The following is a 26,569-nucleotide window of genomic DNA, read 5'->3' as shown; positions in this document are numbered from 1 at the left end:
GGAGTGGATCAAGGAAGCCGCACCCCGGACCCGGCTCCGGGCCGTCGGAGCGCCGCGTCCACCCCGTATGGATATGCTATGAAATGTGATCAAGCCTGGGCGGCTCCGCAACAGCCTCGGCCGGGGGCCGCTTACCGTGCTGTCACCGGTGATCCTCACCATTGTCATCGCGAGCCTGGCGTACACCACGCCCAGAAGCATGGCCTTCAGCCGCCTTCTGCCCGCGGCGCCCGCCCTCGCCGCCGCCATGTGGCCCGTGCTCCCCACCGTTCTGCTGGGGACGGTCTGCCTCTTCCTCATGATCGGGCTCGGCATCGTGTTCCCCGACCTGGGGACGGGGTACACGGCGGCGGGGATCGTCGCGGTCACCGTGGCCGCCGCGTACGGAAGTCATGTCCGGCTCAAGCGGGAGCGGACCCTCTTCCAGGTCCGGCTCGTCGCCGACGCGGCGCAGCAGGTGGTGCTGAGCCCGATGCCACGGCGGCTCGGGGGCGTCGAGGTCGAGTCGCTGTATCTCGCGGCCGCGGCGGAGGCCCGTATCGGCGGTGACTTCTACGAGGTGGCGGACACGCAGTACGGGGTCCGGCTGCTCATCGGCGATGTGCGGGGCAAGGGGCTGCCGGCGGTGGGGGCGGCCGCGGCGATGGTCAACTCCTTCCGGGAAGCGGCCTACGGCGAGGCCGACCTGGCCTGCGTCGCGCGCCGTATGGAGGCCAGCAGCACCCGTTACAGCGCCGCGTTCCCGCCCGAGGATCTGATGGAGCGCTTCGCCACCGCCCTTCTCGTCGAGATCCCGCACGAGGGCGGCCGTATAGGAATCCTCAACTGCGGGCACCCCCCGCCGCTGCTCCTTGGCCGCGAGGGACTCCGCGTCCTGGAGCCCACCGCCCCCTCGCCGCTGCTCAACCTCGCGGAGCTGATCGGCGACCACTACAGCACAGACACCTTCGGCTTCACCCCCGGCGACCTGCTGCTTCTCTACACCGACGGCGTCACCGAGGCCCGCGACCACGGCGGCGAGCTCTTCCCGCTGGCGGCCTGGATGCGCCGGCAGACCCCGGAACGGCCCCGCCGGCTGCTCGACACCCTTCACCGTGACCTCCTCCGCTACAGCAGAGGGGGCCTCGACGACGACATCGCCGCCCTCGCCGTGCGCTTGGGGGAGCCTCCGAAGGACGACCCGGGACCGTTCAGCTGAGGAAGGACAGCCGGACCTGACGGTCGGGGTTGCCGCGGTCGGTGTCCACCAGCACCACGGACTGCGAGTCCCCCAGCTCCAGCTCACCGTCGACCACGGGCAAGGTGGCGTGCGGTGGTACCAGGGCCGGCAGCGCGTGGTCACGGCCCTGGCCCGGGCCGCCGTGGCGGTCCCGCCAGCGGTCGTCCGCGGGGAGGACGTCGCGGAGGGCCGCCAGCAGGTCGTCGTCGCTGCCCGCGCCGGTCTCGATGACGGCCAGGCCGGCCGTCGCGTGGGGAGTGAAGACGTTCAGCAGTCCGTTCCGCCCGTGAGCGGCCTCCCGGAGGAACGCGGAGCAGGCGTTCGTCAGATCGTGCATGGTCTCGGCGGAGCCGGTCGTGACGGTGATCGTGCGGGTGGTGAAAGTGCTGGCCATGGCTCATCAGTACCCGTTGCCGGGCGGAGGCGCTCACGGCTGGACGGGTTGTTGTTCAGGTCCGCCGGTCGGCATTGGTGTCGATGAGGATGTGCTCGGCATCGGTGACGTTGTCGGCCCGTACGGCCCTGGCCATCGCGGCGTGAGCCGCGCCGGGTTCCGTGCCGGGCGGGACGACCAGCAGGACGAAGTGGTCGTTGTCGCCCCGGGTGATGAGCACCGTGTCGTCGCCGACGGGGAAGGAGTCGATGTGCACGACCCGGTCGTCGATGACCAGGCGCACCGGGAGCTCCTCCCAGGCGCTCGCGTCCAGGCCGACGCGCGTGACCGGGCCGAGGTGCTCGGTCAGCGCGCCGATCAGACCGGGGAGCTCGGCGGCGATGTCGCGGGAGCGGGGCCACCAGGCGCCGTCCAGAATGCCCTCGCGGGTCCGCGTCGTCTCCAGCCGCAGGAGGGCCGTCCCCGGTTTCACGGCCCGGTGGACCGCCTCCGGCAGGAGGTGTGGGGTGTCGGAATCGGCCATGGTGTGTTCGCCCGTCTCCGAGAATCCGGCGCATCGGTCACCGCGCGGACCGCGGAGGCGGCCGCCGGGCGGAGCGCCGCGGTGTTCCCACCGTACGCCGCGCACCGGCCGCGCGCCCGTGCCCGGGAAAATGCCTGGTCGCGCACGGTCCGTGGGCCACGGCCCGGAGTAGGGTGAAAGGACCGGGACCACTGCGCGCACCGGCTTCCGCTCCGTCCGGGTAGGGATGTGAGGACCGTGGAGATCGTCATCACCCTGGTCGTGGCTCTCGCCGTGGTCGCCGTGGGAGTGCTTCTGATCCACCTGCTCAATGCCCAGCACGACCAGCGGATCGCGGGCTTCCACTACAGCGGCGTCCTGCCGTGGCGCGACAGCCGGAGCCGGAACCGCCCGCGGTCGGAGATCGACCCCGCCGGGCCCCTCTTCGTCCGCGCCCCCCGCGAGCAGCCTCGGCGGGACCGCGGACGACACGTGCCATTTTCCGACTGGGGGCGACGGGGGTGACACAGCAACGCGTCACCCCCGCCGACACATCACCTCACCCCGACGAGAACGAGGACGGCATGAAACCAGCAGAACCAGTGCCCCCGGCGGGACGTGCCGACGTCCGCATCGTCTCCGCCTCCCCCGACACCGCCCGCCGCGTCGCGGAAGTGCTCCGGCGCTGCTTCGACTCCACCGAGCAGCGCAGCTACCCGGCCGGCCGCGGCGGCGGCACCCTGCTCCACCTCACCGTGGACACCACCCAGCCCGCCGAGCCCGCGCGCTCCTGGCTGACGACCAGCCGGCCTCCGACAGCGGATGAGGAGCACGGCTGAGGGCGGGTACGTCGCGGGGGCAGCGGCGCGTACGGAAGGGCGGCAGTCATGGCAACGCTTCGTGAACGGAAGACCTACCGCGAAAAGGTCTTGCAGGCTCTCTACGAGGCCACCGAAGGCAACCGCCTTCTCGGCGTCACCGGAGCGAAGCTGCACGACGACCTCGGTGTCCCCGAAGAGGATCTGGCCGCCGCCTGCACCTATTTGGTGGGCGAGGGTCTCATCACGGTCGACTGGACGGCGGGCAACACACCCACGATGGTCGCGCTGACGCACCAGGGCATCCGGCTCATGGAGGCCGAGGAGGAGAAGCGCGGCTGACGCGCTCCCCCGGTCACTCCCCCGGCAGCAGCCCGGCCCCCGCCAGGTCCCGCCACAGGGCCGGAGGGACGGCCGTGGCCGCCCATCGCGTGTTCGCCGCCACCTCCTCCGCGCTGCGCATTCCCACCAGGACCGATGCCACCGCCGGGTGGCGGGCGGGCCAGGCCAGGGCCGCGGCCGGGAGGGGGACGCCGTGGCGCTCGCAGAGGGCCGCCATGCGGCGGGCGCGGGCCACGGTCGCCGCGGGCGCCGGGGCGTAGTCGTAGCGCGCGTCCGTCCCGGGGTCGGCGAGGATCCCGCTGTTGAAGACCCCGGCGGCCACCACCGCGACGCCGCGCCGCTCGCACAGGGGGAAGAGTTCGCGTTGCGCGCTGCCGTCGAGCAGGCTGCACCGGCCCGCGCACAGCACCACGTCCACGTCGGTCTCGGCGACGAAGCGGGCCAGCATCGCCGTCTGGTTCATGCCGGCCCCTATCGCCCCGACCACGCCTTCGTCGCGCAGCCGGGCCAGCGTGGGGTACGCCTCCCCGACCGCCTGCGCCCAGTGCTCGTCCGGGTCGTGGATGTAGAGCACGTCGACCCGGTCGAGGCCGAGCCGGCGCAGGCTCTCCTCGACGCTGCGCAGGACACCGTCCCGGCTGTAGTCGCGCACCCTGGCCCGGTCCGGGGCGCCGGTGAACTCCGTACCGTCCGCTCCGGATCCGGCCACGAGCAGCCGGCCGACCTTGGTGGAGACGGTGAACTCCCCGCGGGGCAGCCCGGACAGGGCCGCGCCGAGCCGTTCCTCGGACAGTCCGGCGCCGTAGTGCGGGGCGGTGTCGAAGTAGCGGATGCCCGCGTCCCAGGCCGCCCGTACGGTCCGTACCGCCCGCTCCTCCGAAACCGGCCGGAACAGGCCGCCGAGCGCCGCCCCGCCCAGCCCCAGCCGGGTGACCGGCACGCCGGACCCGCCGAGCACGCCACGGCCGGTGGGGCCGCCCGGTACGGCGGTGTTCATGTGTGCCTCCAGTGCCGTTCGATCTCCTCCAGGGACCGCCCCGCCGTCTCCGGCACCCTCCTCGCGACGTACCACGCGCCCGCCGCGGAGAGCGCGGCGAAGACCAGGAAGACCGAACTGCCCATGGCGTCCAGGGTGTCGGGGAAGGCCAGGGAGAAGACGAAGTTGCCGAGGTACTGGGTGAAGGTCACCACGCCCATGCCGATCGCGCGGGCCCGCAGCGGGAGCGCCTCGGGGCAGTACAGCCAGAAGACCGGGCCCAGGCCGAACCCGAAGGCGAAGGTGTAGAGGAAGACGCACGCGACGGCGAGCACGGTGACGTCGGGGAAGGCCGCGAGGGCGACCATGGGAGGCGCCTGCGCGGCCAGGGAGAGCGTCAACAGCTTTACGCGTCCGGCGCGTTCGATGAAGGGGAGGGAGAGGGCGGTCGACAGGACGAGCGCGGCGCCGACGCCGTAGTTCGCCATGGTGCCCGCCTCGGCCTCCCCTCCCCCGGCGACGTGGGAGAAGATGACCGGCGCGTAGTACACCACCGCGTTGATCCCGGTGAAGACCTGGAAGAACGTCAGCGTCAGGATGATGCGCAGCGCCGGGCGGTAGGTGCCCAGCAACTCGCGTGGTCCGGCGTGCTGTTCGGCGAGGCTCTCGCGGATCTCCCGCACCTCGTCGTCGGCCGCCCGCCCGTCGGGGCGCAGCAGGCCCAGCACCCGCCGCGCCTCGGACTCGCGCCCGCGCGTCATCAGCCAGCGCGGTCCGGCGGGGCTCGCCGCCATCCCGGCCAGGAAGACGACCGCGGGGAGCGCGCCGAGCCCCAGCATCCACCGCCAGGCACCGGCCGCAGAAAGGGCGTCGTCGACGGTGTAGGCGAGCAGGATGCCGACGTTGACGGCGAGTTGGTACAGCGCGGTGATCCGCCCGCGCAGCTGCTTCGGCGCGAGCTCGCTGAGGTGGATCAGGCCGAACATGTTCGCCAGGCCGACGGCGAAGCCGAGCACGAAGCGCGAGGCCATCAGCACCGCAGCGTCCGGCGCCACGCCGCAGCCGACCGAGCCGACGACGAAGATCCCACCGGCCACGATCAGCAGCTGCCGCCTGTCCCAGCGCCGCGCGGCCAGCGCGCCGCCGACGATGGCGGGCAGCGCGCCGAGCAGGATGAGGCTGGTGACCAGCCCCTGTTCGGTGGAGCTCAGACCGAAGCGCGAGGTCAGCGGGTCGAGCGCGCCGGATATCGCGCCGGAGTCGTATCCGTAGAGCACACCGGACAGCCCTCCGAGCACGGCCACCAGATGCACCCGCCTGGGCACCGCCCCCCGCCCGGTCCCCCGGGCCGCCGCTCCCTCACCGAGCCTGATCTGTGCCACGGGACCTCCTCGGCCTCATGGGGACGCGTCCATGGGGCCATTGGGGCAGATCCGGCGGGGAATTCACAGATGGCGTCGGGGGGTGCCGTACGGCTTCGGCGGGTGGGCCCGCACGGGCGTGGAAGCGCGGAGGGCCGGAGCGATGTCGCCGCTCCGGCCCTCCGGTCGTCTACGCGCCGCGTCCCGTCACTTGACCGGGCCGCTCCACGCGGCTTCCTTGTAGGTGATCGAGCCCGGTTCGACGCTGATCTCCATGCGGTCGCCGGCCTTCTTCTCGGGCACCAGGTAGACGTAGGTGCCGGTGAGCGACTTGCCCGCGTGCGGGCGGCCGGCGATGCCCTGGTTGAAGCTGACGCCCTTGCGGAAGTCGTAGGTGCGCTCCAGGCCCGCGCCGTCGCCGTCGCGCGCCTTGACCGTGGTCAGGTCGAGGTCCACGGTCTTGTCCGTGCCGTTGTCGATGGTCACGACGACCATGTAGGCGACGTAGCCCTCCTTGGCGCTGTGCTCGCTGAGTTCGGTCTTCTCCGGCTGCGCGACCGTGACCTTGAGACCGTTGGCGTAGCGGGCCGTCTTGCCGAAGTCGAGGGTGTGGCTGTCCGCCTTCGTCCGGCCGTCGTCCTCCTCGGAGGGCGAGGGATCCGCGCTGGCGGACGACTCCAGCTCCTTGGTCTCCTTGTCGATGTCCCTCTTCACTTCGCGGACGAAGCTGACGGTCAGCAGCAGGCCGACGACGGACAGGGCGCAGGCGATGCCGCCGAGCACGGTGCCCGCGATCGCCATCGGCTTGTTCGTCGCCACACCGTCGCGCGCGCGGCTCCAGCCGACGATGCCGAAGATGAGGGCGAGGATCCCCAGGAGCACCGTGAGCCAGAAGAGGAACGGCACGAATCCGCAGCCCAGGCCGATGACACCGAGCACCAGCGCCGTGATCCCGGCGCCGTTGCTGGGCGGCCCGGGCGGCGGCGGGGGAAAGCCGAGCGGCGGCGCCGGCGGCATCCCCCAGTAAGGCGGCGGGGGCTGCATTCCCGGCGGCTGCATGCCGGGCATTCCCGGCGGCCGCATGTGCGGAGGCATGCCGGGCGGCTGCGCGCCGAAGGGCATGCCCGGCGGCTGTGTTCCGGGCGGCGTTCCGGGCGGCTCCGTCGCAGGAGGCTCTGTTGCAGGGAGCTCTGTTGCAGGGGCCTCCGTTGCGGGGGCCTCCGTTGCGGGGAGCTCCGTTCCGAGCGGCTGCGTCCCGGTGGGCTCTGTTCCGGACGACTCTGTTCCAGACGGCTCCGTTCCGGGCGGCGGCGGAGGAGGGGTCGGCGGCGGGGTGGTCATGCACGCGGCTTTCTGAGGCGGTACGGAGAAGGCTGGGACAGTGCGGACGATCTTGAGGATCTTTATCAACTTTTAGGCAAATATTGGCGAAGCGTATCCCGCACGCCGGACGACAACGGCACCCCGGTGCACCTCGCGGACCCGGTCATCACCGTGGTTACTGTTCGGATCGACATGGGCACCTTGTGTGTCATGAGCGATGCGTGGATGCGGACACCGGTCGCGCCGGACGGGCGCCTGGGGAGGGCGGCGGAGCACCCCGGGCGGCGCGACAGGCGGTATCTGGAGCGGCGGGCGGCGCTGGTACGGCTGGCCCGCGGGCACCGGGTGGGCGACCCCTCGCCGCACGTGACGTACACCGAGAGCGAGCACGCGACCTGGCGCACGGCCCACGCGGCGCTGACCGGCGCGCACCACGAGCACGCGCACCGCGCGGTCCTGGAGGCCGCCGAGGACGCGCCCGTGCCCGCGGACCACATTCCGCAGCACGCGGAAGTGAGCGCCAGAATGCGGGAGTTGTCGGGGTTTACGTTCACATTGGCCGGGGGGTTCGTGGAGAACCGGCGCTTCCTCGGCTCGATGGAGCGCGGGTACTTCCACGCCGTGCAGTTCGTGCGGCACCCCTCGATACCGCTGTACACGCCCGAACCTGACGTGATCCACGACGTGTTCGGGCACGGCATCCACCTGTCCTCCCCCCGCTTCGCCGAGCTCTACCGCCTCTTCGGGCGGGCGGCCCTGCGGGTCCGTACGCGCGAGGCCCTGGACCTGATCAGCCGGGTGTACTGGTTCACGCTGGAGTTCGGCGTCATGGCGGACCGCGGGGAGACCAAGGCGTACGGCGCGGCGCTGCTCTCCTCCTCCGGGGAGCTCGCGCAGCTGGGGCGGTGCGAGATCCGCGAGTTGGACCCCCACGCCATGGTGCGGACGCACTACCGCGTCTCGGGGTACCAGCCGGTGCTGTTCCGCGCACGGTCGCCCGAGCACCTCACCGACACGCTCGCGGCCTTCCTGGACGGCTTCGACGACGAGGAGGGATCCCGGCTGGCCGTCTTCGCGAGCCGCGGCGACCGCTCGTGATCCGGCGCCCCGGGCAGCGGACCGGAGGCTGAAGTTCCGTGCCGGTGGAGCGCGTCGGCCCGGGAAGTTATCCACAGGCTGTGGCACCCCGAAGCACGTTGCCCGGCCGACAGCGCAGAATGGGGCCATGACTGAGAGCAACGGGGCCGAGCGGACCGGCGGGATCACGCAGGGCGAGGGGGCCGCGCCGGGCGAGGCGGCGGCACAGGCGGCCATGCCGGACTGGGAGAAGCGCTTCCGGGCACCGCGGGTCGGGCTGCCGCAGTGGGCCGAGGACGCCCCGGACCGCTCGCTGTTCGTCTCGAACGTGACGGGCACCTTCGAGCTGTACGCGTGGGACCGCGCGACGGGCGAGCAGCGCCGGGCGACCGACCGGCCGAACGGCACGACGGGCGGCGTGCTGTCGCCGGACGGCGAATGGATCTGGTGGTTCTCCGATTCGGACGGCGACGAGTTCGGCATCTGGATGCGCCAGCCCTTCCACGGCGGGGCCGACGAGCCGGCCGCGCCCGGCCTGGCCCCCTCCTATCCCGGCGGCCTGGCCCTGGGGAGGGACGGCACCGCGGTCGTCGGCCGGTCCACGGACAAGGGGGGTTCGACCGTCCATGTGGCGCGCCCCGGCGCCGAGCCCGTCGAGATCTACCACCACGAGGAGTCCGCGGGCGTCGGCGACCTCTCCCACGACGGCACCCTGATCGCCATCGAGCACACCGAGCACGGCGACGCCATGCACTCGGCGATCCGGATCGTCCGCACCGACGGCACCACCGTCGCCGAGCTGGACGACACCCGCGGCGGCACCGAGGAGCTGGGGCTGACCGCCATGGGCTTCGCACCGGTCGACGGCGACTGCCGGCTGCTGGTCGGGCACCAGCGGCGCGGCCGCTGGGAGCCCATGCTGTGGGACGCGGCGACCGGCGAGGAGACCGCGCTGGCCCTCGACCTCCCCGGCGACCTGCACGCCGACTGGTATCCGGACGGCTCCGCGCTGCTCGTCGAGCACAGCTACCGGGCGCGCAGCGAGCTGTGGCGGTACGACCTGGCCGACGGCGGCCTCAGCAGGCTCGACACCCCCGAGGGCACCGTCTCCGGAGCGCTGCCGCGCCCGGACGGCACGGTGGAGTTCCTGTGGTCCTCGGCGGCGACGCCGCCCGCCGTCCGCTCCACGAGCGGGCAGCTGGTGCTGGAGCCGCCGCGCGTGCCGGGCGCCATCGGCCGCGCCCCGCACTCGGTCCCGGTCTCCGACGCCTGGGTGGAGGGGCCGGGCGGCAAGGTGCACGCCCTGGTGCAGAAGCCGGAGGGCGAGGGCCCCTTCCCGACGGTCTTCGACGTCCACGGCGGCCCGACGTGGCACGACAGCGACGTCTTCGCCGCCGGGCCCGCGGCCTGGGTCGACCACGGCTTCGCGGTCGTCCGCGTCAACTACCGCGGCTCGACCGGCTACGGCCGCGCCTGGACGGACGCCCTCAAGCACCGGGTGGGCCTGATCGAGCTCGAGGACATCGCGGCGGTGCGTGACTGGGCCGTGGCGTCCGGCCTCGCCGACCCCGGGCGGCTGGTCCTCGCGGGCGGCTCGTGGGGCGGCTATCTGACCCTGCTGGGCCTGGGCACCCAGCCGGACGCCTGGGCGCTCGGCCTGGCGGCCGTGCCCGTCGCCGACTATGTGACGGCCTATCACGACGAGATGGAGGCGCTGAAGGCCCTGGACCGCACGCTGCTGGGCGGCACCCCGGAAGAGGTGCCGGAGCGCTATGCGGCGTCGTCACCACTGACGTACGTCGACGAGGTGCGCGCGCCCGTCTACATCTCGGCGGGCATGAACGACCCGCGCTGCCCGATCCGCCAGATCGAGAACTACGTCGACCGGCTGAAGGACCGCGCCCACCCCCTGGAGGTGTACCGCTACGACGCGGGCCACGGCTCACTGGTGGTGGAGGAGCGGGTCAAGCAGCTCCGGCTGGAGATCGCTTTTGCGGAGCGTCACCTGGGCCGTCGTCCGGGCCGCTCGGAGGGGTAGACCCTTCGGTGCCCGCGGGGCCGGCCGGTCCGGCCGGCTCGGCGGGCTCGGCGGGCTCGTCCGGGGCGATGCCGAGCGCGAGATCCCGCGCGGCCTCGGCCTCGCGGCGGAAGAGCCGGAACCACATGAAGACGACGAAGCCGGCGAAGACGAACCACTCACCGGTGTAGCCGAGGTTCTGGAAGGCCTTGAGGTCCAGACCGCTGCCGGGCGCGGCGGCCGGGGGCACGGGCGTCATCGCCCCCTGTGCCTCGGGCGCGGTGATCCACGCGTCGTACACCTCGTACGGCACGAGGTTGACCAGCGTGGCCGCGCTGATGATGCCGAGCTGTCCCTTGGGCAGGCCCCCGGCCCGTACGCCCCTGGAGCCCGGGCTCTCCGAGGACTGCAGGGCACCGGTGACGGTGACATGGCCGGCCGGCGGAGCGGGCACGGCGGCGGCGTCGGACCTGGAGTCCGCGTCGCCGGGCAGCCAGCCGCGGACGACGGGCAGCGCCTTGCCGCCGTCGGTCCGCAGCAGGGTGAGGACGTAGAAGCCCTTGCGCTCGTCCAGATCCCGGTCGGGGACGAGCAGCTGGTGCTCGGTGTCGTAGCGCCCGACGGCGACGGCCCGGCGGCCGGAGGTCTCGGTGCTGACCGGCAGCAGCTCGGCCAGTGGCTCGGCGGTGGCGGTACGGGCGTCATCGGCCTGCGTCTGCGCCGCGCGGTGCGAGTCGACGCGGGTTTCGAAACGACCGAGCTGCCAGCTGCCCATGAGGAGGCAGAAGGGGATCGACAGTACGGCGAAGGCGTTGATCCCCCACCAGCGGGAAGTCAGCAGGAACCGATACACACCCCCACGGTACGGGCATGCGCGGCGCCCGCGGCGGGCGGCCCCGGATCTCGCTCGGGTGCGCCGGAGAGCGCGAGTCCCTCGCACCCGTCAGCACGGTCCGGGGCGGAGCCCCGGTTGCCGCACCGGCTACGGCGCCGTCGCCAGAGGACCGGTCCGGTACACGGTGCCCGCGCACGCGTCGCCGATCTTCGTGTCCGCTATCGCGGGCTCGCCCACGTCCGGTGTGTGGCTGAGCACCACGCTCGCCGGAGGCGGGGGCGGCCCGGGGTCGGCGGCCGTGGGCCGGTTCTCGGCGGCGGACGCGCCCGCCGCCGGCGGTGCCGCGCTGCCGCCCGGCGAGGGCGTCGCCCCGCCCGTGTTCTTCGCGCATCCGCTGCGGCCGCCGTCCGGGGCCGGGATCCAGGCGAACTTCACCTCGTACGCCTGGCCGGGCTGGAGGATGACCTCGCTGGGCTCGGCCGTCGGGTTGGGCAGCCCGGTCGCGGCGTCGCCGGGCGTGTGGTCCACGACGGAGACGCGCGCGCTGTCGGCACTGCCGCGCGCGCTGGCGGCCACCGTGCCCGGCCCCGCCACCGTACAGACGGAGCGGGAGATGTTGACGACGCGGAAGGCGCCGTAGACCCGGCCGTCCTTGTCGGCGGCGCCGACCGTGCCGGTGCCCCTGCCCAGCTGGTCGCGGTCGCACGTGGGCGAGATCGCGGCGAAGGTGTTCCCGGGGTCGGGGATGCTGCCGCCCGGGGAGCCGGACGGCTTGATCTCGTTGTCCGGCTTGTTGCCGTCGGGCCTGCGGCCCTCGTCGGCCTCGCGGTCCTTGCCGACCGGGGGGCTGTCCGGGCGGGCCCGCCCGCCCTCGGCGACCCCGTCGCCCAGGCCCTCGTCGGCCTCCTGCTGACTGTTGTGCGCGCTGGCGGTGTTGGTGTGACGCTCCTCGGTGATGCCACCGGTGCTCGCGACATGCAGGAGCGCGGGCAGCGCCGCACCGCCGAGGATCACCGCGGCCGCGACCCCGACGAGGGCCTGGCGGCGGCGCGTACGCCGGGCGGGCACGGCGCGCCGCAGCTGCTCCAGCGCGTCGGCGGACGGCTCGAGCTCGTCGACGGCGCCGCGCAGCAGCCGCCGCAGGGCCTGCTCGTCGAGCGCCCCGGACTCGGGCGCTCCGGGCGTCGTACCGTCGCTCCGGCCCTCGCCCGAACCGCCATCAACCGGACCTTCACCGCGCAGGGGTCCGCCAGGGAACTGCTGGTTCATGCCGGAGCCTCCATGGCGACACGGAGCGCCGCGATGCCCCGGGAGCCGTAGGCCTTGACCGACCCGAGCGAGAGGCCCAGGGTCTCGGCGACCTGGGCCTCGGTCATGTCGGCGAAATAGCGGAGGACGAGCACCTCACGCTGGCGGCGCTGCAGTCCGCGCATCGCGGTGATCAATTGGTCTCGCTCCAGCTGTTCGTACGCACCCTCTTCGGCGCTCGCCATGTCGGGCATCGGCTTGGAGAGCAGCTTCAGCCCGAGGATGCGGCGGCGGAGCGCGGATCGGGACAGATTGACGACAGTCTGCCTCAAATAGGCAAGGGTCTTCTCCGGCTCCCGGACGCGGCCCCGCGCGGAGTGCACCCGGATGAACGCCTCCTGCACCACGTCCTCGCAGGACGCGGTGTCGTCGAGGAGCAGCGCCGCCAGGCCGAGCAGCGACCGGTAGTGGGCGCGGTAGGTCTCGGTGAGGTGGTCGACTGTGGTGCCCGCTGCCATCGCCTCGTCAGCGTCCCCACGCTGGGGCGGTAGCTGGGCGGCGGGACGGGTGGTGGGCCAGGGAGCGATCACCGGCATACCGCCCGGCGTGCGCGGACGCGGACGCACTGCACTGCTGCGCCGCGGGGCGGTTGCGATGCTGATGACCTCTGCCACGCCTGTTGGACACGCTTCCCCCCGTCAGGGTTGTACGCGCGAGGCACCCCGTCTGACACAGCACCGCTCGACGGTGCGTCATATGCCCTCATGCGTACCAGCTCTTCCTCGATGCCCCGATTTTGGCGCCACCCCGAGAGACGGCAACAAAGACGCTCCCCGGCCGGCCGGCGGTTGCGACGCGGGGCCACGGTCGCGCCCGTCGAGCGGGGTGTGAATAGTCGAACACACCATCTGCCCAGCTCAAGAGGTCTGGACCAACGACTTGATCACAGGACCTTCACGAGTCCTCCAGATTAGGGAGCCGTCAGCTCCGCCGCCACGACTTCGGCGATCTGGGCGGTGTTGAGCGCGGCACCCTTGCGCAGGTTGTCGCCGCAGACGAACAGCTCCAGGGCGTTCGGATCGTCCAGCGAGCGCCGTACGCGGCCCACCCAGGTGGGGTCCGTCCCCACCGCGTCCGCGGGGGTGGGGAATTCGCCCTCGCCCGGGTCGTCGACGAGCACCACGCCCGGCGCGTTGGCCAGGATCTCGTGCGCCTGCTCGACGGTCACCTCGTTCTCGAAGCGCGCGTGCACGGCCAGCGAGTGGGTGGTGAGCACCGGTACGCGCACACAGGTCGCGCTGACCCGCAGCTTCGGCAGCCCCAGGATCTTCCGCGACTCTTCGCGCACCTTCAGCTCCTCGGACGACCAGCCGGCCTCCCGCGGCGACCCCGCCCAGGGCACCACGTTCAGCGCCAGCGGGGCCGGGAACGGCCCCAGGTCGTCGCCGACCGCCCGGCGCACATCGCCCGGCTTCTCGCCCAGATCCGTACCCGCGACGGCGGCCAACTGCGCCCGCAGCGTCGCCACGCCCGCCTGTCCCGCGCCCGAAGCGGCCTGGTACGAGGCCACGATCAGCTCGCTCAGCCCGAACTCGGCGTGCAGCGCGCCCATCGCGACGATCATCGACAGCGTGGTGCAGTTGGGGTTGGAGATGATCCCGCGCGGCCGCACCCGCGCCGCGTGCGCGTTGACCTCGGGCACCACCAGCGGCACATCCGGGTCCATCCGGAACGCGCCGGAATTGTCCACGACGACCGCGCCCTTGGCGACGGCCACCGGCGCCCACTGCGCGGCCACCTCGTCCGGCACGTCGAACATCGCGACGTCGACGCCCTCGAACGCCTCCTCGCTCAGCGCGACGACCTCGGTCTCCGCGCCCCGGACCATCAGCTTCCGGCCCGCCGAACGGGCGGACGCGACGAGGCGGACCTCGCCCCACACGTCCGCGCGCTGCGACAGGATCCCCAGCAGCACCGTCCCGACGGCGCCCGTGGCGCCGACGACGGCGAGGGTCGGCCTACGGCCCGTACCCCCCGAGGGGACACGGGCCGCAGAGCCGGCGCCGGTCATCGACCGGTGCCTCCGTAGACGACGGCCTCGTCGCTCTCGGTGTCCAGACCGAAGGCGGTGTGCACGGCGCGCACGGCCTCGTTCACGTCGTCGGCGCGCGTGACCACCGAGATGCGGATCTCGGACGTCGAGATGAGCTCGATGTTCACCCCGGCGTTCGACAGCGACTCGAAGAAGGTCGCCGTGACCCCCGGGTTCGTCTTCATCCCCGCGCCGACCAGCGAGATCTTGGCGATCTGGTCGTCGTAGCGCAGCGAGTCGAAGCCGACCCGGTCCTTCGTGCGCTCCAGCGCCTCGATCGCCTTGCGCCCCTCCGTCTTCGGCAGGGTGAAGGAGATGTCGGTCAGGCCGGTGGACGCGGCGGAGACGTTCTGCACGACCATGTCGATGTTGATCTCGGCGTCCGCGATCGCCCGGAAGATCGTCGCCGCCTCACCCGGCTTGTCCGGCACCCCGACGACCGTGACCTTGGCCTCGGAGGTGTCGTGGGCAACACCCGAAATGATCGCCTGCTCCATCGGCTGGTCCCCTCGCGGTTCGTTGCTGACCCAGGTGCCCTGGAGCCCCGAGAAGGACGAGCGCACGTGGATCGGGATGTTGTAACGGCGTGCGTACTCGACGCAGCGGTGCAGCAGCACCTTGGAGCCGGAGCTCGCCAGCTCCAGCATGTCCTCGAACGAGATCCACTCGATCTTCCGGGCCTTCTTCACGACCCGTGGATCGGCGGTGAAGACCCCGTCGACGTCGGTGTAGATCTCGCACACCTCGGCGTTCAGCGCGGCGGCCAGGGCGACGGCGGTGGTGTCGCTGCCGCCCCGCCCCAGGGTGGTGATGTCCTTCTTGTCCTGGGACACACCCTGGAAGCCGGCCACGATCGCGATGTTGCCCGCGTCGACGGACTGCTGGATCCGCCCCGGCGTGACATCGATGATCCGCGCTTTGTTGTGGACCGAGTCGGTGATGACCCCGGCCTGGCTACCGGTGAACGACTGCGCCTCGTGACCGAGGTTTTTGATCGCCATCGCCAGCAGCGCCATGGAGATGCGCTCCCCGGCGGTCAGCAGCATGTCGAATTCACGTCCGGCAGGGATCGGGGAAACCTGCCCGGCGAGATCGATCAACTCGTCCGTCGTGTCACCCATCGCGGAAACCACGACAACCACACGGTTGCCGTTCTTCTTGGCTTCCACGATTCGCTTGGCAACCCGCTTGATGCCTTCGGCATCGGCAACGGAGGAGCCTCCGTACTTCTGCACGACAAGGCCCACGTGCGCTCCTCGCAGCTATGTGTAATGCGGTCGGCTCAGTCTAACGAGCGACTGCTTTCGGCCATGCGGATACCGCATGCTGAGACGGTTTCGCCCTCGCCGGGTCCCCCTGCCCGCCGCACCCGCCCTCACGCTCGAAGGTAACCCAGCTCACACCCCTTCCGGCGCCACCCTGCCGCCCGGGCGCGGGCGCCGGGCCGCCGTCGCCGTCCGGAGGGGCCTGGGGAAAATGTGCGCATGACAATCAAGCACTTCTGCTTCGCCCTGCGGAGCATGCGCATGCTGCTGGGCCCGCGATGAGCGCCGTGTCTACGCCGACCCGTATGGAACGGCGGTCGACGCTGGTCACAGCGGTGGTCGGCGCGGTCTGCGCGATCGCCGCGGCGTATCTGCTGCTGGTCACCGTGCCCGGCGCGCGGGCCGAGCAGCGCGCTTTCAAGACCGCGCACTCGTGCCGGGCCGACGCGGTGTCGAAGAAGTGCCTGCGGCCGGTGGCGGCCACCGTGAACGGGACCGAGACGGTCACCTCGGGGGCGTCGGCGCAGCGGTGGCTCTCGGTCACCGAGGACGACGGCACCCGCCACCGCATCCTGATGGCCGGGCGGCCCTCCGTCGTCGGCAAGGTCAAGCCCGGCGACCGGGTCACGGTCACCCACTGGCACCACAAGAGCCGCTTTGTCGACTTCCACAACCTGCGGCAGCGCACGGACGACGACCCGCGGGGCGGCTACCGCCTGCCGTACGCGATCGCCCTGGGGCTGCTGCCGGTGGCCGCGGGCTTCCTGTGGGCGGCGTACCGGTTCGGCCGCCGCTCCACTGACTCGCCGCGGCGTTCGCCCCTGCAGATCGCGGTTCCGTCGGCGGCGGCCCTCCTCGTCGGCGTGCTCGGCGCCGCCACGCCGTGGTTCGTCCACAGCGTGTGGACACCCCTGCTGATCACCGGCGCGGGCACCGCCGCGCTGCTGGCCTGGGCCGTACTGACCGCCCGCCGCGACCGTTCGCGGCAGGACGACACGGCCGCGGCCACCGCGCGCGTACCCGCAGGCGAGGAGGTCCTCGCCCCGGGTCCGTGAGCCGCGGCTAGGAGTGGCGGATCCCCAGCGGGGCCGCGATCTCCTCCGCCATCACCCGCCCCGCCTCCTCGGCCAGCTGCTCCTCCGTCGCCGCCGCGTCCGTGTCCAGGCCGTTCAGCTCGTCCAGCGGCTGGTCCAGGCGGACGTGCGCGACCAGCGACTGGAGCGCCCGGAGTGCCGCGGAGGCAGTGGGGCCCCAGTTGGACAGGTACGAGAACTGCCACCACCACAGGGCCTCGCTCACACGGCCGTCGCGGTAGTGGGCCATGCCGTGCCGCAGGTCGGTGATGATGTCGGCGAGGTCGTCGGAGATCCGGCAGGCGACGGGCGCGCTGCGCGGCACGTACGGGTCGAAGACCTCGGAGTAGACGTCCACCGGGTCCAGCAGCCGGGCGAACCGCTCGCGCAGCTCGTCGACGTCCGGCTCCGGGCCGACGTCGGGCTCGTACCGCTCGTCGGGGAGGAAGTCCTCGTGCGCGCCGAGCCGGCCGCCGGTGAGGAGGAGCTGGGAGACCTCCAGCAGCAGGAAGGGCACGGCGCTGTCCGGCTCGTCGCCACGGGACACCTCGGCGACGGCGACGATGAAGCTCTCGATCGAATCCGCGATCTGGACGGCGAAATCATCGGGATCGCGTTTGGCGTCATGCAGCGTTGCGTCAGACATCGAGAAGTCGTCTCCCTTCGAAGGCACGCCCGAGCGTGACCTCGTCGGCGTATTCAAGGTCTCCACCCACAGGAAGACCGCTGGCCAGCCGCGTGACCTTCAAACCCATGGGTTTCACCATGCGCGCGAGGTACGTGGCGGTGGCCTCCCCCTCCAGGTTGGGGTCCGTGGCGAGAATCAGCTCGGTGACGGTGCCGTCCGCGAGCCGCGTGAGCAGCTCACGGACGCGCAGATCGTCGGGGCCGATGCCCTCGATGGGGCTGATGGCCCCGCCGAGGACGTGGTAGCGGCCGCGGAACTCGCGGGTCCGCTCGATCGCGACGACATCCTTGGACTCCTCCACGACACAGATCACCGAGAGGTCGCGGCGCGGGTCCTGGCAGACCCGGCACCGCTCCTCCTGGGCGACATTGCCGCAGACGGCGCAGAAGCGGACCTTCGCCTTGACCTCGGTCAGGGCGTGCGCGAGCCGGCGGACGTCGGCGGGCTCGGCCTGGAGGATGTGGAAGGCGATCCGCTGCGCGCTCTTGGGACCGACGCCGGGCAGCCTGCCCAGCTCGTCGATGAGGTCCTGGACCACGCCTTCATACACGGATCGAATGCTCCTTCTGCTTCTGCGGTCTCTGCTTCTGCGGTTGTCGTAAGGGTCCGGGCCGGTGCTAGAACGGCAGCCCGGGCAGGCCGCCGCCCAGACCCGCGGTCAGCGGGCCGAGCTTCTGCTGCTGGAGCTGCTGCGCGGCGGCGTTGGCGTCGCGGACGGCGGCGACCACGAGGTCGGCGAGCGTCTCCGTGTCCTCGGGGTCCACGGCCTTGGGGTCGATGACCAGGCTCTGGAGCTCACCGGCGCCGGTGACGGTGGCCTTCACCAGGCCGCCGCCCGCGGTGCCCTCCACGGGCGTGCGCGCGAGCTCTTCCTGGGCCGCGGCGAGATCCTGCTGCATCTTCTGGGCCTGCTGGAGCAGCTGCTGCATGTTGGGCTGGCCACCACCGGGGATCACGGTTTCGCTCCTGGCTGTCGACGTCAAACCTTCGGTAGCCCGAGCCTACGTGTTCGCCGCTCGCTGCGCCCTATGGTCTACGGCTGCGCTTCCTGTTCGATCCGCGCCTTGACCACGCCGGGCGGATTCGGGCCCGCCCGGCCTCCCCGGGCCGGGACCCGGGGCCCGGGGCGGAGGCCCCGGCCGCCGCCCCTCACTCGTTCGCGATCTCCTCGATCACCGTCGCCCCCAGCTCGCGGACGATCAGGTCGTGGCCGGTGAGCGCGGAGTCGACCAGATCCGGGTCGTCCTCCTCCGGCATGTCGTCCTCAGGCGCGACCGGCGGCGGCTCCGGCTCCCGGTGGACCGGTGCCGACGGGGGCGGGCCCTGGCGCTGCTCCTGCACGGGAGGCGCCGCGGGCGGCTGCGGGGGCCGCGGCGCGAAGCCCTGGGCCGCCGGGGGCGCGGCCGCGGGCATCCCCTGACCGCCGCCGGTGCCGTGCGTACCCGCGTAGTTCACGACCGGCCCGCCGGCGCCGCCACCGGGCGAGACGACGAGCTCGACCTTCCACTGCACGTTGAGCGCGTCACTGATCGCCTGCCGCAGCACCTCCTCGCTGCCGCTGTTGGCGAAGCTGTCCCGCGCGCCGGCGTTCGCGAAGCCGACCTGGAGGGTCGTGCCGTCGAAGCCGACGATGTCCGCGTTCTGGCTGAGCACGATCCACGTGAAACGGCGGCGGTTCTTGACCGCCTCCAGGATCGTCGGCCACATCTGCCGCACCTGGCTCGCGTCCCCGGAGGGCTGCGCCTGCGGAGCGGCCTGCTGCGCCCCGCCGTACGACACCGGGGCGGGCGCGGCCGGAGCGGCGGCCCCCTGGCCGGGCGAGGCGGCGGACGGCCACGCACCGGCTGCGGGCTTCGCGGCGCCTCCCTGCCCGGGAGCGGCGGCGGACGGCCAGGCACCCGCGGGACGCGCGGCGGCCGGGGGGGCGGCCTGAGTGGTCTGAGCGGCCGGCGGCGCCTGCGGCGAGGAACCGGGCGCGGCCGCGGAGGGCCAGGCTCCGGCGGGGGCCGCGGGGGCGCTCGCCTGGGCGGCGGGCGCGGGCTGCGCCGGGGCCGCCGGGGCCGGAGCGGCTACCGGGGCCGGGGCCATCGGGGCCGGTGCGGCCGCGGGGGGCGCCGGAGGAGCTACGGGAACGCCAGGAGCACCGGAAACCGCCGCCCGCGCGGCCGCGGGCCCGGAGAGCCCCGGGACAGGCGCCCCATGCCCCTCGGGCCCGGGGACATACCCGAGGGAGGCGCCCGCGAGCACCCCGCGCTCCAGCTTCTCGAGCCGGGCCCGCACCGAGCGCTCGTCCTCGTACGCCGCGGGCAACAGCACGCGCGCGCAGATCAGCTCCAGCTGGAGCCGCGGCGAGGTCGCGCCGCGCATCTCGGTCAGGCCCTCGTTGACCAGGTCGGCGGCCCGGCTGAGCTCCGCGGCACCGAAGACGGAGGCCTGCGCCTGCATACGCTCCACGACATCCACGGGGGCGTCGATGAGCCCCTTCTCCGCGGCGTCCGGCACGGCGGCGAGGATCACCAGGTCGCGCAGCCGCTCCAGCAGGTCGGCGACGAAGCGGCGGGGGTCGTTGCCCCCCTCGATGACACGGTCGACGACCTCGAACGCCGCGGCGCCGTCACCCGCCGCGAAGGCGTCGATGACGGAGTCGAGCAGCGAGCCCTCCGTATAGCCGAGGAGGGACGTCGCCATGGCGTATGTCACACCGTCCTCGGCGGCGCCGGCGAGGAGCTGGTCCATCACGGACATCGAGTCACGCACGGATCCCGCGCCCGCCCGGACGACCAGCGGCAGCACGCCGTCCTCGACGGGGATCTCCTCCCGGCCGCACACCTCGCCGAGATACTCCCGCAGGGTGCCCGGGGGCACGAGCCGGAACGGATAGTGGTGCGTACGCGACCGGATCGTCCCGATGACCTTCTCGGGCTCCGTGGTCGCGAAGATGAACTTGAGGTGCTCCGGCGGCTCCTCGACCACCTTCAGCAGGGCGTTGAAGCCCGCCGAGGTGACCATGTGGGCCTCGTCGATGATGTAGATCTTGTACCGGCTGGAGGCGGGGCCGAAGAACGCCTTTTCCCGCAGCTCACGGGCGTCGTCCACACCACCGTGGGAGGCGGCGTCGATCTCGATGACATCGATCGAACCCCGGCCGCCCCGCGCGAGGTCCTGACAGGACTGGCACTCACCGCAGGGCGTGGGCGTGGGGCCCTGCTCACAGTTCAGACAGCGGGCGAGGATGCGCGCACTGGTCGTCTTGCCACAGCCGCGCGGCCCGCTGAACAGATATGCGTGATTGACCCTGTTGTTGCGCAGCGCCTGCTGCAACGGGGTGGTGACATGCTCCTGCCCGATGACCTCGGCGAAGGACTCGGGGCGGTAGCGGCGGTAAAGCGCGAGGGACGACACACCTACGACGATATCGGGCCGCACTGACAAGTGGTCTCGATCACAGAGAGCGCACACCCGCGCACCCCCGGGAAACACAAGGGCCCCCCACGCACCCGCCAGAGCCCACTTACCCTTGCTGCCTTCCGGCCCTGGGGGAGTTCGGTGAGATAGCGCCACGTGAGGGGCTTGCCCCCAGCCTAGCCGATCCCCACCCCTGCTCGTGCCCCTCCCCCCACCTCTCCCCCACCTCGGCAGAACGTGTTCGCGAGCACCCCTCCACGTCTTGTATTGTTTGCGGCGGAGGATTCGCCTAGAGGCCTAGGGCGCACGCTTGGAAAGCGTGTTGGGGGCAACCCCTCACGAGTTCGAATCTCGTATCCTCCGCCAGTGCCTCACCGGGCACGATGTCGAAGGGCCCCACCGTTCGCGGTGGGGCCCTTCTTCGGTTTCGTTGGCCTCCACCATGACTCGACTGTCATCAGCAGCGCCGCACTCCTCCAGTACCTTCGAAACCGCGGCAGGTGCCTCAACGGCCTCCGCTTCGCCTCCCCCTTCGGCGGCCAAGGCAACCTGTTGCGAAGCCGCGCCGAAGAAGCCGTGCGCGACTACCCCCACGACCACATCTTTGAGTACCGCCTGGCCTCAGGTCAGCACATGCGCCAGGACCACGACACGGCACTCGACAGCGCCCTGCGCCACCTGCCCGCGCTCGGCAACCACGGTAGCCACAAGCAGCGGTTGACGGGCCGTGCGCGCAGCGGGGCCGTAGCCGGTTCCAGCGGACCGTCAGGACCTTTAGCACGAGGTCGACATCCGTCCGCCCGAGGCCGAGGACCTCACTCTGCCGCAGGCCGAGCGCCACCCGTCGAGTGCCGCCACTCATACCCCCGCATATTGCCGTGCCGCCAAACATAGTTCACTCGATGGGACTGGATCCCAGCAGAAATCCCCGAAGTGCAACTGCCACGCCCCATGATTTTTCGTAGGCCTGATCTGGCGGCGCGAGAGGAAAATCATGCGCGATGTCTTCACTCTCATCACTGAACGAGTTCTGCGTGACTGCGGCGGGGAGCCCATCTGTGCGCACGTCGGCGATGTTCAAGCGTGTGCAATCAAGAACCATCCCACATATCAGGTGTTGCGCGAGAAAGTTCGACTGGGTCGATCGAAATCCGTAGCAAGCTTGCGTCTCTGGGAGTCGGTGGGCACTTTGGCGAGAGAAAGCGACCAACAGGAGCGGGAGAAATGGTTGATGATCCTACTGGATCTACTGACCCCATATTTTGGGGGATGGTCGAAAGAGTTGGCACGAAAATGGCATTACGAGGTCTCCGACATCAGGTCTGCGATGGTAGAAGGCGCCCTGGAGGCATGGTTCTCCTTGGCAGGCAGCATGCCTGCCAAGAAACTCCTGGATACCATGATGACTCGTGCGTTCACCGGCGCTCGTGGCCTGGTGGAAGCCGGAAGCCCGGAAACGTGTACGGCAAGTGCGGAGTATTTGATTACTGATGCTGCGCATGAGGAAGATTCCACGCTGCACGCATCGTCAATCATTGACGCCAGCACGGTGCTGGATCCGGATGCCGACGAGAGAATTCGCGGCGAGCGCGCAGGAGCCCTACTGCAACGAATGGGAGCCATGAGCCATGCCAGGACCCTTCATGACAAACTCCGCCGCGGCTGCCGTGACGAGGCAAACACTCCCGCCATTACTCCCGCACAGATGGGGCGATCCTGGGTGGACGGAAAGAATCTTTACTATCGAATTTCTGATATCCTGCCGCAATATATCGGCTTCAGCAAGGCGGCCAATGTTGTTGGCCTTTCAGAATCACAAGCATCAAAGATGGCCGGAAAGGGTTCCCTCCCTTTTAGAGTACTCTGGATTGGCAATAGCCGGGCTGTTTCGGTCAAGTCGCTTATGCGCATCCTGGGCATCCAGGACTCCATCGTGCATCCCGATGATGTGGAGAATGGAGCTTCACATGTCGGCGGAGAATAAAAAATCGACGAATGCTTTCGTTGCCAAGGTGGACCAGTCCTCTGCCGCCGGCTCGTCGCGCCGGGGGGCGGGCCGGGCCGGACCAGGCCGATGACGTGGTGCTCCACGATCTATCTTCCTACGGCATCCGCAGATCATGGAACTGCACCATCCTTGAGCTCGGCGCCGAAGCGGCTTCGGTCTGCCCACCCGTGACACGTTCCATGTCTGTCGAGGTGTCCCTCATGAAGTCCCGGTCTACGCTCGCGACTTGACTGAGCAAGCTGGACGGCTCCCGCCTGACACGCATACTCGCCAATCGGTAGGACGGTCGCCTTCTCCCCCTGCAGGCCGCCGAGGCGCTGGCAGCCCTGGGAGCACGAGCGACTCAGGACAGCCTTACGGAGCCGCTCGGTGCTACGTCCCCTGCGGCGGTACATGCGCTGGGCACGACCCTGGAGGCACTGTCGGATCAGGCGCTCATGTGGCACGACGGCAACGGGACACTCCGCATGCCGACGCCCCTACGTCAGGCGCCCCTGGGGCTCGACGCCCCGCTGGGAGAGATGCTTCCGGCGCCACCTCGGAGGAACTGCGCGGCATGCTGGCGGCGCTGAACATCAGGTCACCAGGCAGCTCGGACCTGACGCCCGATGGGCGCTCGACCGCGGGCTGCGGCTCCAGGACCGCCACCACAACGGGCCCGCCCCCGCGAAGGAACGTCGGCCGGTGCGGCCCCCGAACCACCACCGCCACCCGCGTCGCGGACACGTCCGCCGACACCGGCCTTGACGTGCTGGCCGACCGGCTGCCCAAGGCCCCGCCGACCACACCGGAACCCAACCCGTACGACAGCGAGGTGCCTTTCGTGACGGACACCGAGGAGATCGTCGCCGGGTACGCGAAGTATCTGTCGTACAGCGACATCCGCCAGGTCGCCCACGCCATCGACACCGGTGCAGCCATCACGGTCGAGTACATCGCCACCTCGGGCAACCGGACCGTACGCACCCTCAGTGACCTGGAACTCGACCCGCCCTACCTCGATGCCTGGTGCCACCTGCGCGAAACGGAACGCGTCTTTGCTCTCTCCCGCATCCATGGCTTGATGCCGGCGTAGGACTCGGTGGCCAGGCCGGGGCGCCCGATGGCACCCCAGAAGAAACCTCGTGAGATATACTTGATCCCACATTTGATATCAGGGAGGTGCGCATGAGTCGGACGGTTATCGACCTGGATGACGACCTGGTCGCGGACGTGGCGAAAGCTCTCGGGACGAGCACCAAGAAGGAAACCGTCAACACCGCTCTTCGCGAGGTGTTGGAGAGCCGGCGTCGCGCCCTGGCTCTCGCCCGGCTGCGGGCCGCGGCGGGCGACGGCGCATTTGATCTGGAGCTGTTCGAGAACAAGGAGAACTACCGCCGGTGAACGCGGCCCAGTTCCTGATCGACACCAGCGCGCTCGCGCGGTTCATGCGCGGGGACGCGGAGCAGTACGGCTGGGACCAAGCCGCCGCGGCTGGACTCATCGCGGCCTGCCCGATCACCGAGCTCGAGTTCTTCTACAGCGCCCGGTCGTCCGCCGACCGGGCGCGCGGCATCGAGGACATGCGGCTGATCTTCGGCTGGGTTCCCGTCGACGACCGCTCCTACGACCGTGCCTGGCAGGTCCAGGAAGCCCTCACCAAGCAGGGGAAACACCGAAGTGCCGGAGCAGTCGACTTGCTCATCGCCGCGACCGCTGAGCTGCAGGGGCTCACCCTGCTCCATCGCGATCACGACTTCGAGTGCATCGCCGCAGTGACCGGGCAAGCCCTCCAGTGGTACGGCCCGGAACACGGCAAGTAAGTCAGCAGTGGTTGCAGTTCTGGTTACGTTCACCGCCATACAACACTGTTTGGAAGCCCCACCCGAGTCGGCTGCACCGCAGGCCAGAACGTTCCCGTACGCACCGGAACCTCCAAGCGGAGACTTGGAAAGCATGTTGGGGCAACCCCCCACGCGCTCGAATCTCGTATCCTCCGCCAGTGCCTCACCGGACAACGCCGAAGCCATGATCGAACGCCTCGACCATCACGACATCCCGCTCTCTGGCACTCAGGGCGCCGTCGTAGGTAGTTCCGTGATCGTGGGTAATCCCCTCGCCCACCCCCTCCTCAAACGCGACGTCACCGTGACCGGCTGCCACTCCCACAGGCGCGGACACCCTTATCGCCACCGTCGTGCGAGCGGGCCTCATCACCCCCGACTACACCCAACATTGGAACTGAACTAAGGCAAATACTGGCCAAGTTGAGCGGATTTCCCATCAACGCCACGGACTATGTCTCCTACTTCGTCAATGACTGCGGAGAGCGCATGGTCTTCGTGCAACGGCAAGGTGAGAGATCCGCCACCTTGCTGCACTCGGACCGGGATTGGGAACCCCGTCCGGTCAACGGCCCCACCACGACGATGGCCGATGCCGCCCCCCAAAAAAAAGAGATGAAGCAGACGCTGAAAACGTGAGCATCGACGGGGGTACTGAGCACCCCTATGTGCGGAAGCACAACCCTCGGCCGGGATGAAGCCAAATGGCTGGATGCCTGTTACTCAGCCAGTACACCCCTACGAGCTGGCTGAATAGCAGGCTGATGGGTCGCGCGCGTTCTTCTCGCCCCAGCAAGGTCACCTTCACCGAGCGGTTGCGCCCTGCGGGCATCGCCCGGTCCACAAAGCCCGAAAGATCCAGGCCATAAGGACATCCAGCTCTTGCTCCAAGATCGGCCGACAGGAATGGTGGGCGCCATGTCTTCTACCTGGGTGGCCATCGACTTCGAGACCGCTAACGAGCACCGGGGCAGCCCGTGTGCCGTAGGCATGACGAAGGTCGTCGACGGCCGCATCACCGATACTTGGGGCACGCTGATCCAGCCGCCCGCTGATCTGAGCCACTTCAACGCATTCAACGTCGCTGTCCACCGCATCACATCGGACGCGGTGGCAGGCGCACCCGATTGGAAGGCCACGCTGAGCGAGATCCTCGCGTTTGCCGACGGTCTCCCGCTGGTGGCACACAATGCCGGCTTCGACATGGGTGTCATACGAGCCGCCTGCACCGCTGAGGGCCTTGCCTGGCCCGAGCTGCGATACACGTGCTCACAGGTCATTGCCCGCCGCACATGGAAGCTGCTCTCGTACAGCCTGCCCTACTGCACTGATGCTGCCGGGGTCGTCCTCGACAACCACCACAATGCCGACGCGGACGCGACCGCATCGGCTGAGGTCATGCTCGCCGCAATGCGCACCGCCGAGGCGGATTCCCTCGACGCTCTCCTGTCCGGCCATCAGGTCCGATGGGGCTGGATGACACCGGCAGGCGAATGGCAGGGCAGCCACCACAAGGGTCGCAGTGCCGGAGCCCGCACACCACTGCCCGGCGCGAATCCGGATGCCGACCCGGACGGCGAGCTGTACGGGGCGGCCGTGTGCATCACCGGCACGCTGACATCCATGACCCGCGACGAGGCGCTCCGCAAGCTCGCCGAGGTCGGGGCCCAGCCGGAGAAAAACGTCACCAAGAAAACGAGCATTCTCGTCTCCGCCTCCCAGACTCAGCTCAAGCCCGGCGACGCTCTGAGCGGCAAGGCCAAGAAGGCCCAAGCCCTCCTGGAAACCGGCCAGGAAATCGAGGTCCTAGACGAAGACGAGTTCCTGCGCCGCCTGGGCGGCTAACCTCAGCTGCGTGCTGTAGCCGCTGTCAGGGGCCACCCTCGCGCCTTGACCTGCGAGGACAGGCACCGCGTGCGCCGCCCTGTCCGCAGTCGTGGCCGGCCGACAGCAGACCGTGCAGCTTGCCCGGCTGCGCGACCACGTCGGACCCATCGCCGACATCGCGGGGCCAGCGCTCCAAGGCGAGGACTCCTCACTCACCCGACCGGTTCCGACCGCCTCACAGTGATCACCAGAAGCCGGGCAGGTTGGTCTCATTTC

General features: G+C 70.6%; 28 protein-coding genes, 1 tRNA gene and 1 other RNA gene. 15 read left to right on the top strand and 15 right to left on the bottom strand.

Annotation, left to right across the window (positions count from 1 at the left end):
* Positions 1-199: 199 nt before the first annotated feature.
* The gene (locus tag DXZ73_RS23545; protein WP_116215793.1) at positions 200-1,198 is read left to right on the top strand and encodes a PP2C family protein-serine/threonine phosphatase; all 999 of its coding nucleotides are present in this window, start codon (positions 200-202) and stop codon (positions 1,196-1,198) included.
* On the opposite strand, the gene DXZ73_RS23540 is transcribed toward DXZ73_RS23545, so the two are convergent.
* Both DXZ73_RS23540 and DXZ73_RS23535 read right to left on the bottom strand, forming a co-directional pair.
* The gene (locus DXZ73_RS23540; protein WP_116213060.1) at positions 1,191-1,613 is read right to left on the bottom strand and encodes a YjbQ family protein; all 423 of its coding nucleotides are present in this window, start codon (positions 1,611-1,613) and stop codon (positions 1,191-1,193) included. The genes DXZ73_RS23545 and DXZ73_RS23540 overlap by 8 nt on opposite strands.
* A gap of 55 nt (positions 1,614-1,668) precedes the next feature.
* Entirely contained in the window at positions 1,669-2,136 is a 468-nt protein-coding gene (locus DXZ73_RS23535; RefSeq protein WP_116213059.1) for a DUF5994 family protein, read from the bottom strand.
* Between the two features lie 237 nt (positions 2,137-2,373).
* On the opposite strand from DXZ73_RS23535, the gene DXZ73_RS23530 reads away from it, so the two are divergent.
* The 3 genes from DXZ73_RS23530 to DXZ73_RS23520 are packed head-to-tail and all read left to right on the top strand — an operon-like array spanning position 2,374 to position 3,275.
* Positions 2,374-2,640, top strand: coding sequence for a hypothetical protein (locus tag DXZ73_RS23530; protein ID WP_116213058.1), 267 nt, complete (start codon positions 2,374-2,376; stop codon positions 2,638-2,640).
* 59 nt (positions 2,641-2,699) lie between these two features.
* Positions 2,700-2,954 carry a hypothetical protein gene (locus DXZ73_RS23525; RefSeq protein WP_116213057.1) on the top strand — a complete coding sequence of 85 codons (255 nt, stop codon included), beginning with the start codon at positions 2,700-2,702 and terminating at the stop codon, positions 2,952-2,954.
* A gap of 48 nt (positions 2,955-3,002) precedes the next feature.
* Positions 3,003-3,275, top strand: coding sequence for a hypothetical protein (locus DXZ73_RS23520; RefSeq protein ID WP_116213056.1), 273 nt, complete (start codon positions 3,003-3,005; stop codon positions 3,273-3,275).
* A gap of 13 nt (positions 3,276-3,288) precedes the next feature.
* Here the strand turns inward: DXZ73_RS23520 and DXZ73_RS23515 are convergent, their stop codons facing one another.
* From DXZ73_RS23515 to DXZ73_RS39560, 3 genes are all read right to left on the bottom strand, one after another.
* On the bottom strand, positions 3,289-4,272 hold the full coding sequence (locus DXZ73_RS23515; RefSeq protein ID WP_116213055.1) for an aldo/keto reductase: 984 nt from the start codon (positions 4,270-4,272) through the stop codon (positions 3,289-3,291).
* Positions 4,269-5,633: a sugar porter family MFS transporter gene (locus DXZ73_RS23510; RefSeq protein WP_205519210.1), complete on the bottom strand. Its 1,365-nt coding sequence runs from the start codon at positions 5,631-5,633 to the stop codon at positions 4,269-4,271. The genes DXZ73_RS23515 and DXZ73_RS23510 overlap by 4 nt, the downstream gene beginning before the upstream one ends.
* A gap of 186 nt (positions 5,634-5,819) precedes the next feature.
* Complete coding sequence (locus DXZ73_RS39560; RefSeq protein WP_275898586.1) at positions 5,820-6,671, bottom strand: DUF4190 domain-containing protein; 852 nt, start codon at positions 6,669-6,671, stop codon at positions 5,820-5,822.
* Between the two features lie 474 nt (positions 6,672-7,145).
* Between DXZ73_RS39560 and DXZ73_RS23500 the strand changes: the two genes are divergently transcribed.
* Positions 7,146-8,033 (top strand): phenylalanine 4-monooxygenase, encoded by an 888-nt coding sequence (locus tag DXZ73_RS23500; protein ID WP_116215791.1) that lies wholly within the window; start codon positions 7,146-7,148, stop codon positions 8,031-8,033.
* A gap of 214 nt (positions 8,034-8,247) precedes the next feature.
* Positions 8,248-10,050: a S9 family peptidase gene (locus tag DXZ73_RS23495; RefSeq protein ID WP_205519361.1), complete on the top strand. Its 1,803-nt coding sequence runs from the start codon at positions 8,248-8,250 to the stop codon at positions 10,048-10,050.
* Here DXZ73_RS23495 and DXZ73_RS23490 read toward each other — a convergent pair.
* The 5 genes from DXZ73_RS23490 to DXZ73_RS23470 form a co-directional block, all read right to left on the bottom strand.
* On the bottom strand, positions 9,977-10,882 hold the full coding sequence (locus DXZ73_RS23490) for an SURF1 family protein (protein ID WP_116213053.1): 906 nt from the start codon (positions 10,880-10,882) through the stop codon (positions 9,977-9,979). The two genes, DXZ73_RS23495 and DXZ73_RS23490, sit on opposite strands and share 74 nt — an antisense overlap.
* Positions 10,883-11,011: 129 nt before the next feature.
* A complete protein-coding gene (locus tag DXZ73_RS23485) occupies positions 11,012-12,133 on the bottom strand; it encodes a hypothetical protein (RefSeq protein WP_116213052.1) in 1,122 nt (373 codons plus the stop codon).
* A complete protein-coding gene (locus DXZ73_RS23480; RefSeq protein ID WP_240351460.1) occupies positions 12,130-12,708 on the bottom strand; it encodes a SigE family RNA polymerase sigma factor in 579 nt (192 codons plus the stop codon). Before DXZ73_RS23480 ends, DXZ73_RS23485 begins: the two co-directional genes overlap by 4 nt.
* Positions 12,709-13,082: 374 nt before the next feature.
* The gene (locus tag DXZ73_RS23475) at positions 13,083-14,183 is read right to left on the bottom strand and encodes an aspartate-semialdehyde dehydrogenase (protein WP_116213050.1); all 1,101 of its coding nucleotides are present in this window, start codon (positions 14,181-14,183) and stop codon (positions 13,083-13,085) included.
* Positions 14,180-15,451 (bottom strand): aspartate kinase, encoded by a 1,272-nt coding sequence (locus DXZ73_RS23470; RefSeq protein ID WP_116213049.1) that lies wholly within the window; start codon positions 15,449-15,451, stop codon positions 14,180-14,182. Before DXZ73_RS23470 ends, DXZ73_RS23475 begins: the two co-directional genes overlap by 4 nt.
* A 305-nt stretch (positions 15,452-15,756) precedes the next feature.
* On the opposite strand from DXZ73_RS23470, the gene DXZ73_RS23465 reads away from it, so the two are divergent.
* Positions 15,757-16,524 carry a hypothetical protein gene (locus tag DXZ73_RS23465; protein WP_162890305.1) on the top strand — a complete coding sequence of 256 codons (768 nt, stop codon included), beginning with the start codon at positions 15,757-15,759 and terminating at the stop codon, positions 16,522-16,524.
* A gap of 7 nt (positions 16,525-16,531) precedes the next feature.
* Here DXZ73_RS23465 and DXZ73_RS23460 read toward each other — a convergent pair whose 3' ends face one another.
* The 5 genes from DXZ73_RS23460 to ffs all read right to left on the bottom strand — a co-directional run bounded on the left by DXZ73_RS23460 (position 16,532) and on the right by ffs (position 20,803).
* Entirely contained in the window at positions 16,532-17,188 is a 657-nt protein-coding gene (locus tag DXZ73_RS23460; protein ID WP_116213047.1) for a DUF5063 domain-containing protein, read from the bottom strand.
* Positions 17,181-17,780: a recombination mediator RecR gene (recR, locus tag DXZ73_RS23455; RefSeq protein ID WP_116213046.1), complete on the bottom strand. Its 600-nt coding sequence runs from the start codon at positions 17,778-17,780 to the stop codon at positions 17,181-17,183. The genes DXZ73_RS23460 and recR overlap by 8 nt, the downstream gene beginning before the upstream one ends.
* A 67-nt stretch (positions 17,781-17,847) precedes the next feature.
* A complete protein-coding gene (locus tag DXZ73_RS23450; RefSeq protein WP_116213045.1) occupies positions 17,848-18,186 on the bottom strand; it encodes a YbaB/EbfC family nucleoid-associated protein in 339 nt (112 codons plus the stop codon).
* Positions 18,187-18,379: 193 nt separating this feature from the next.
* Entirely contained in the window at positions 18,380-20,632 is a 2,253-nt protein-coding gene (locus tag DXZ73_RS23445) for a DNA polymerase III subunit gamma and tau (RefSeq protein ID WP_116213044.1), read from the bottom strand.
* A 76-nt stretch (positions 20,633-20,708) separates the two neighbouring features.
* Positions 20,709-20,803, bottom strand: an RNA gene (ffs, locus tag DXZ73_RS23440) — signal recognition particle sRNA small type.
* Between the two features lie 110 nt (positions 20,804-20,913).
* Here ffs and DXZ73_RS23435 point away from each other — a divergent pair.
* The 8 genes from DXZ73_RS23435 to DXZ73_RS23410 all read left to right on the top strand — a co-directional run bounded on the left by DXZ73_RS23435 (position 20,914) and on the right by DXZ73_RS23410 (position 26,311).
* Positions 20,914-21,001 (top strand) — tRNA-Ser (locus DXZ73_RS23435).
* Between the two features lie 628 nt (positions 21,002-21,629).
* Positions 21,630-22,619 carry a hypothetical protein gene (locus DXZ73_RS38295; protein ID WP_162890304.1) on the top strand — a complete coding sequence of 330 codons (990 nt, stop codon included), beginning with the start codon at positions 21,630-21,632 and terminating at the stop codon, positions 22,617-22,619.
* 580 nt (positions 22,620-23,199) lie between these two features.
* Positions 23,200-23,718 carry a hypothetical protein gene (locus DXZ73_RS23430; RefSeq protein ID WP_240351459.1) on the top strand — a complete coding sequence of 173 codons (519 nt, stop codon included), beginning with the start codon at positions 23,200-23,202 and terminating at the stop codon, positions 23,716-23,718.
* Between the two features lie 92 nt (positions 23,719-23,810).
* Complete coding sequence (locus DXZ73_RS23425; protein ID WP_023548893.1) at positions 23,811-24,026, top strand: type II toxin-antitoxin system VapB family antitoxin; 216 nt, start codon at positions 23,811-23,813, stop codon at positions 24,024-24,026.
* Positions 24,023-24,445 (top strand): PIN domain nuclease, encoded by a 423-nt coding sequence (locus tag DXZ73_RS23420; protein WP_116213043.1) that lies wholly within the window; start codon positions 24,023-24,025, stop codon positions 24,443-24,445. Before DXZ73_RS23425 ends, DXZ73_RS23420 begins: the two co-directional genes overlap by 4 nt.
* A gap of 133 nt (positions 24,446-24,578) precedes the next feature.
* The gene (locus DXZ73_RS40630) at positions 24,579-24,872 is read left to right on the top strand and encodes a hypothetical protein (RefSeq protein ID WP_116213042.1); all 294 of its coding nucleotides are present in this window, start codon (positions 24,579-24,581) and stop codon (positions 24,870-24,872) included.
* A 17-nt stretch (positions 24,873-24,889) separates the two neighbouring features.
* On the top strand, positions 24,890-25,105 hold the full coding sequence (locus tag DXZ73_RS38290) for a hypothetical protein (RefSeq protein WP_162890302.1): 216 nt from the start codon (positions 24,890-24,892) through the stop codon (positions 25,103-25,105).
* A 294-nt stretch (positions 25,106-25,399) separates the two neighbouring features.
* Entirely contained in the window at positions 25,400-26,311 is a 912-nt protein-coding gene (locus DXZ73_RS23410) for an exonuclease domain-containing protein (protein ID WP_162890301.1), read from the top strand.
* Positions 26,312-26,569 lie beyond the last annotated feature (258 nt).

The organism is Streptoverticillium olivoreticuli subsp. olivoreticuli, from assembly GCF_003391135.1.
Classification (GTDB): Bacteria; Actinomycetota; Actinomycetes; order Streptomycetales; family Streptomycetaceae; genus Streptomyces; species Streptomyces blastmyceticus.
Note: the sequence above shows the minus strand (reverse complement) of the source record. Positions and strands in the feature narration are given on the sequence as shown.

What these genes read in the sequence shown, in the direction of transcription:
- DXZ73_RS23545 (WP_116215793.1), top strand. Translation starts at nt 200, where the DNA reads ATGGCCTTCAGCCGCCTTCTGCCCGCGGCGCCCGCCCTCGCCGCCGCC.
- DXZ73_RS23540 (WP_116213060.1), bottom strand. Translation starts at nt 1,613, where the DNA reads ATGGCCAGCACTTTCACCACCCGCACGATCACCGTCACGACCGGCTCC.
- DXZ73_RS23535 (WP_116213059.1), bottom strand. Translation starts at nt 2,136, where the DNA reads ATGGCCGATTCCGACACCCCACACCTCCTGCCGGAGGCGGTCCACCGG.
- DXZ73_RS23525 (WP_116213057.1), top strand. Translation starts at nt 2,700, where the DNA reads ATGAAACCAGCAGAACCAGTGCCCCCGGCGGGACGTGCCGACGTCCGC.
- DXZ73_RS23520 (WP_116213056.1), top strand. Translation starts at nt 3,003, where the DNA reads ATGGCAACGCTTCGTGAACGGAAGACCTACCGCGAAAAGGTCTTGCAG.
- DXZ73_RS23515 (WP_116213055.1), bottom strand. Translation starts at nt 4,272, where the DNA reads ATGAACACCGCCGTACCGGGCGGCCCCACCGGCCGTGGCGTGCTCGGC.
- DXZ73_RS39560 (WP_275898586.1), bottom strand. Translation starts at nt 6,671, where the DNA reads ATGCAGCCGCCGGGAATGCAGCCCCCGCCGCCTTACTGGGGGATGCCG.
- DXZ73_RS23500 (WP_116215791.1), top strand. Translation starts at nt 7,146, where the DNA reads ATGAGCGATGCGTGGATGCGGACACCGGTCGCGCCGGACGGGCGCCTG.
- DXZ73_RS23495 (WP_205519361.1), top strand. Translation starts at nt 8,248, where the DNA reads ATGCCGGACTGGGAGAAGCGCTTCCGGGCACCGCGGGTCGGGCTGCCG.
- DXZ73_RS23485 (WP_116213052.1), bottom strand. Translation starts at nt 12,133, where the DNA reads ATGAACCAGCAGTTCCCTGGCGGACCCCTGCGCGGTGAAGGTCCGGTT.
- DXZ73_RS23480 (WP_240351460.1), bottom strand. Translation starts at nt 12,708, where the DNA reads ATGCCGGTGATCGCTCCCTGGCCCACCACCCGTCCCGCCGCCCAGCTA.
- DXZ73_RS23475 (WP_116213050.1), bottom strand. Translation starts at nt 14,183, where the DNA reads ATGACCGGCGCCGGCTCTGCGGCCCGTGTCCCCTCGGGGGGTACGGGC.
- DXZ73_RS23460 (WP_116213047.1), bottom strand. Translation starts at nt 17,188, where the DNA reads ATGTCTGACGCAACGCTGCATGACGCCAAACGCGATCCCGATGATTTC.
- DXZ73_RS38295 (WP_162890304.1), top strand. Translation starts at nt 21,630, where the DNA reads ATGCGCGATGTCTTCACTCTCATCACTGAACGAGTTCTGCGTGACTGC.
- DXZ73_RS23430 (WP_240351459.1), top strand. Translation starts at nt 23,200, where the DNA reads ATGCTGGCGGCGCTGAACATCAGGTCACCAGGCAGCTCGGACCTGACG.
- DXZ73_RS23425 (WP_023548893.1), top strand. Translation starts at nt 23,811, where the DNA reads ATGAGTCGGACGGTTATCGACCTGGATGACGACCTGGTCGCGGACGTG.
- DXZ73_RS40630 (WP_116213042.1), top strand. Translation starts at nt 24,579, where the DNA reads ATGTTGGGGCAACCCCCCACGCGCTCGAATCTCGTATCCTCCGCCAGT.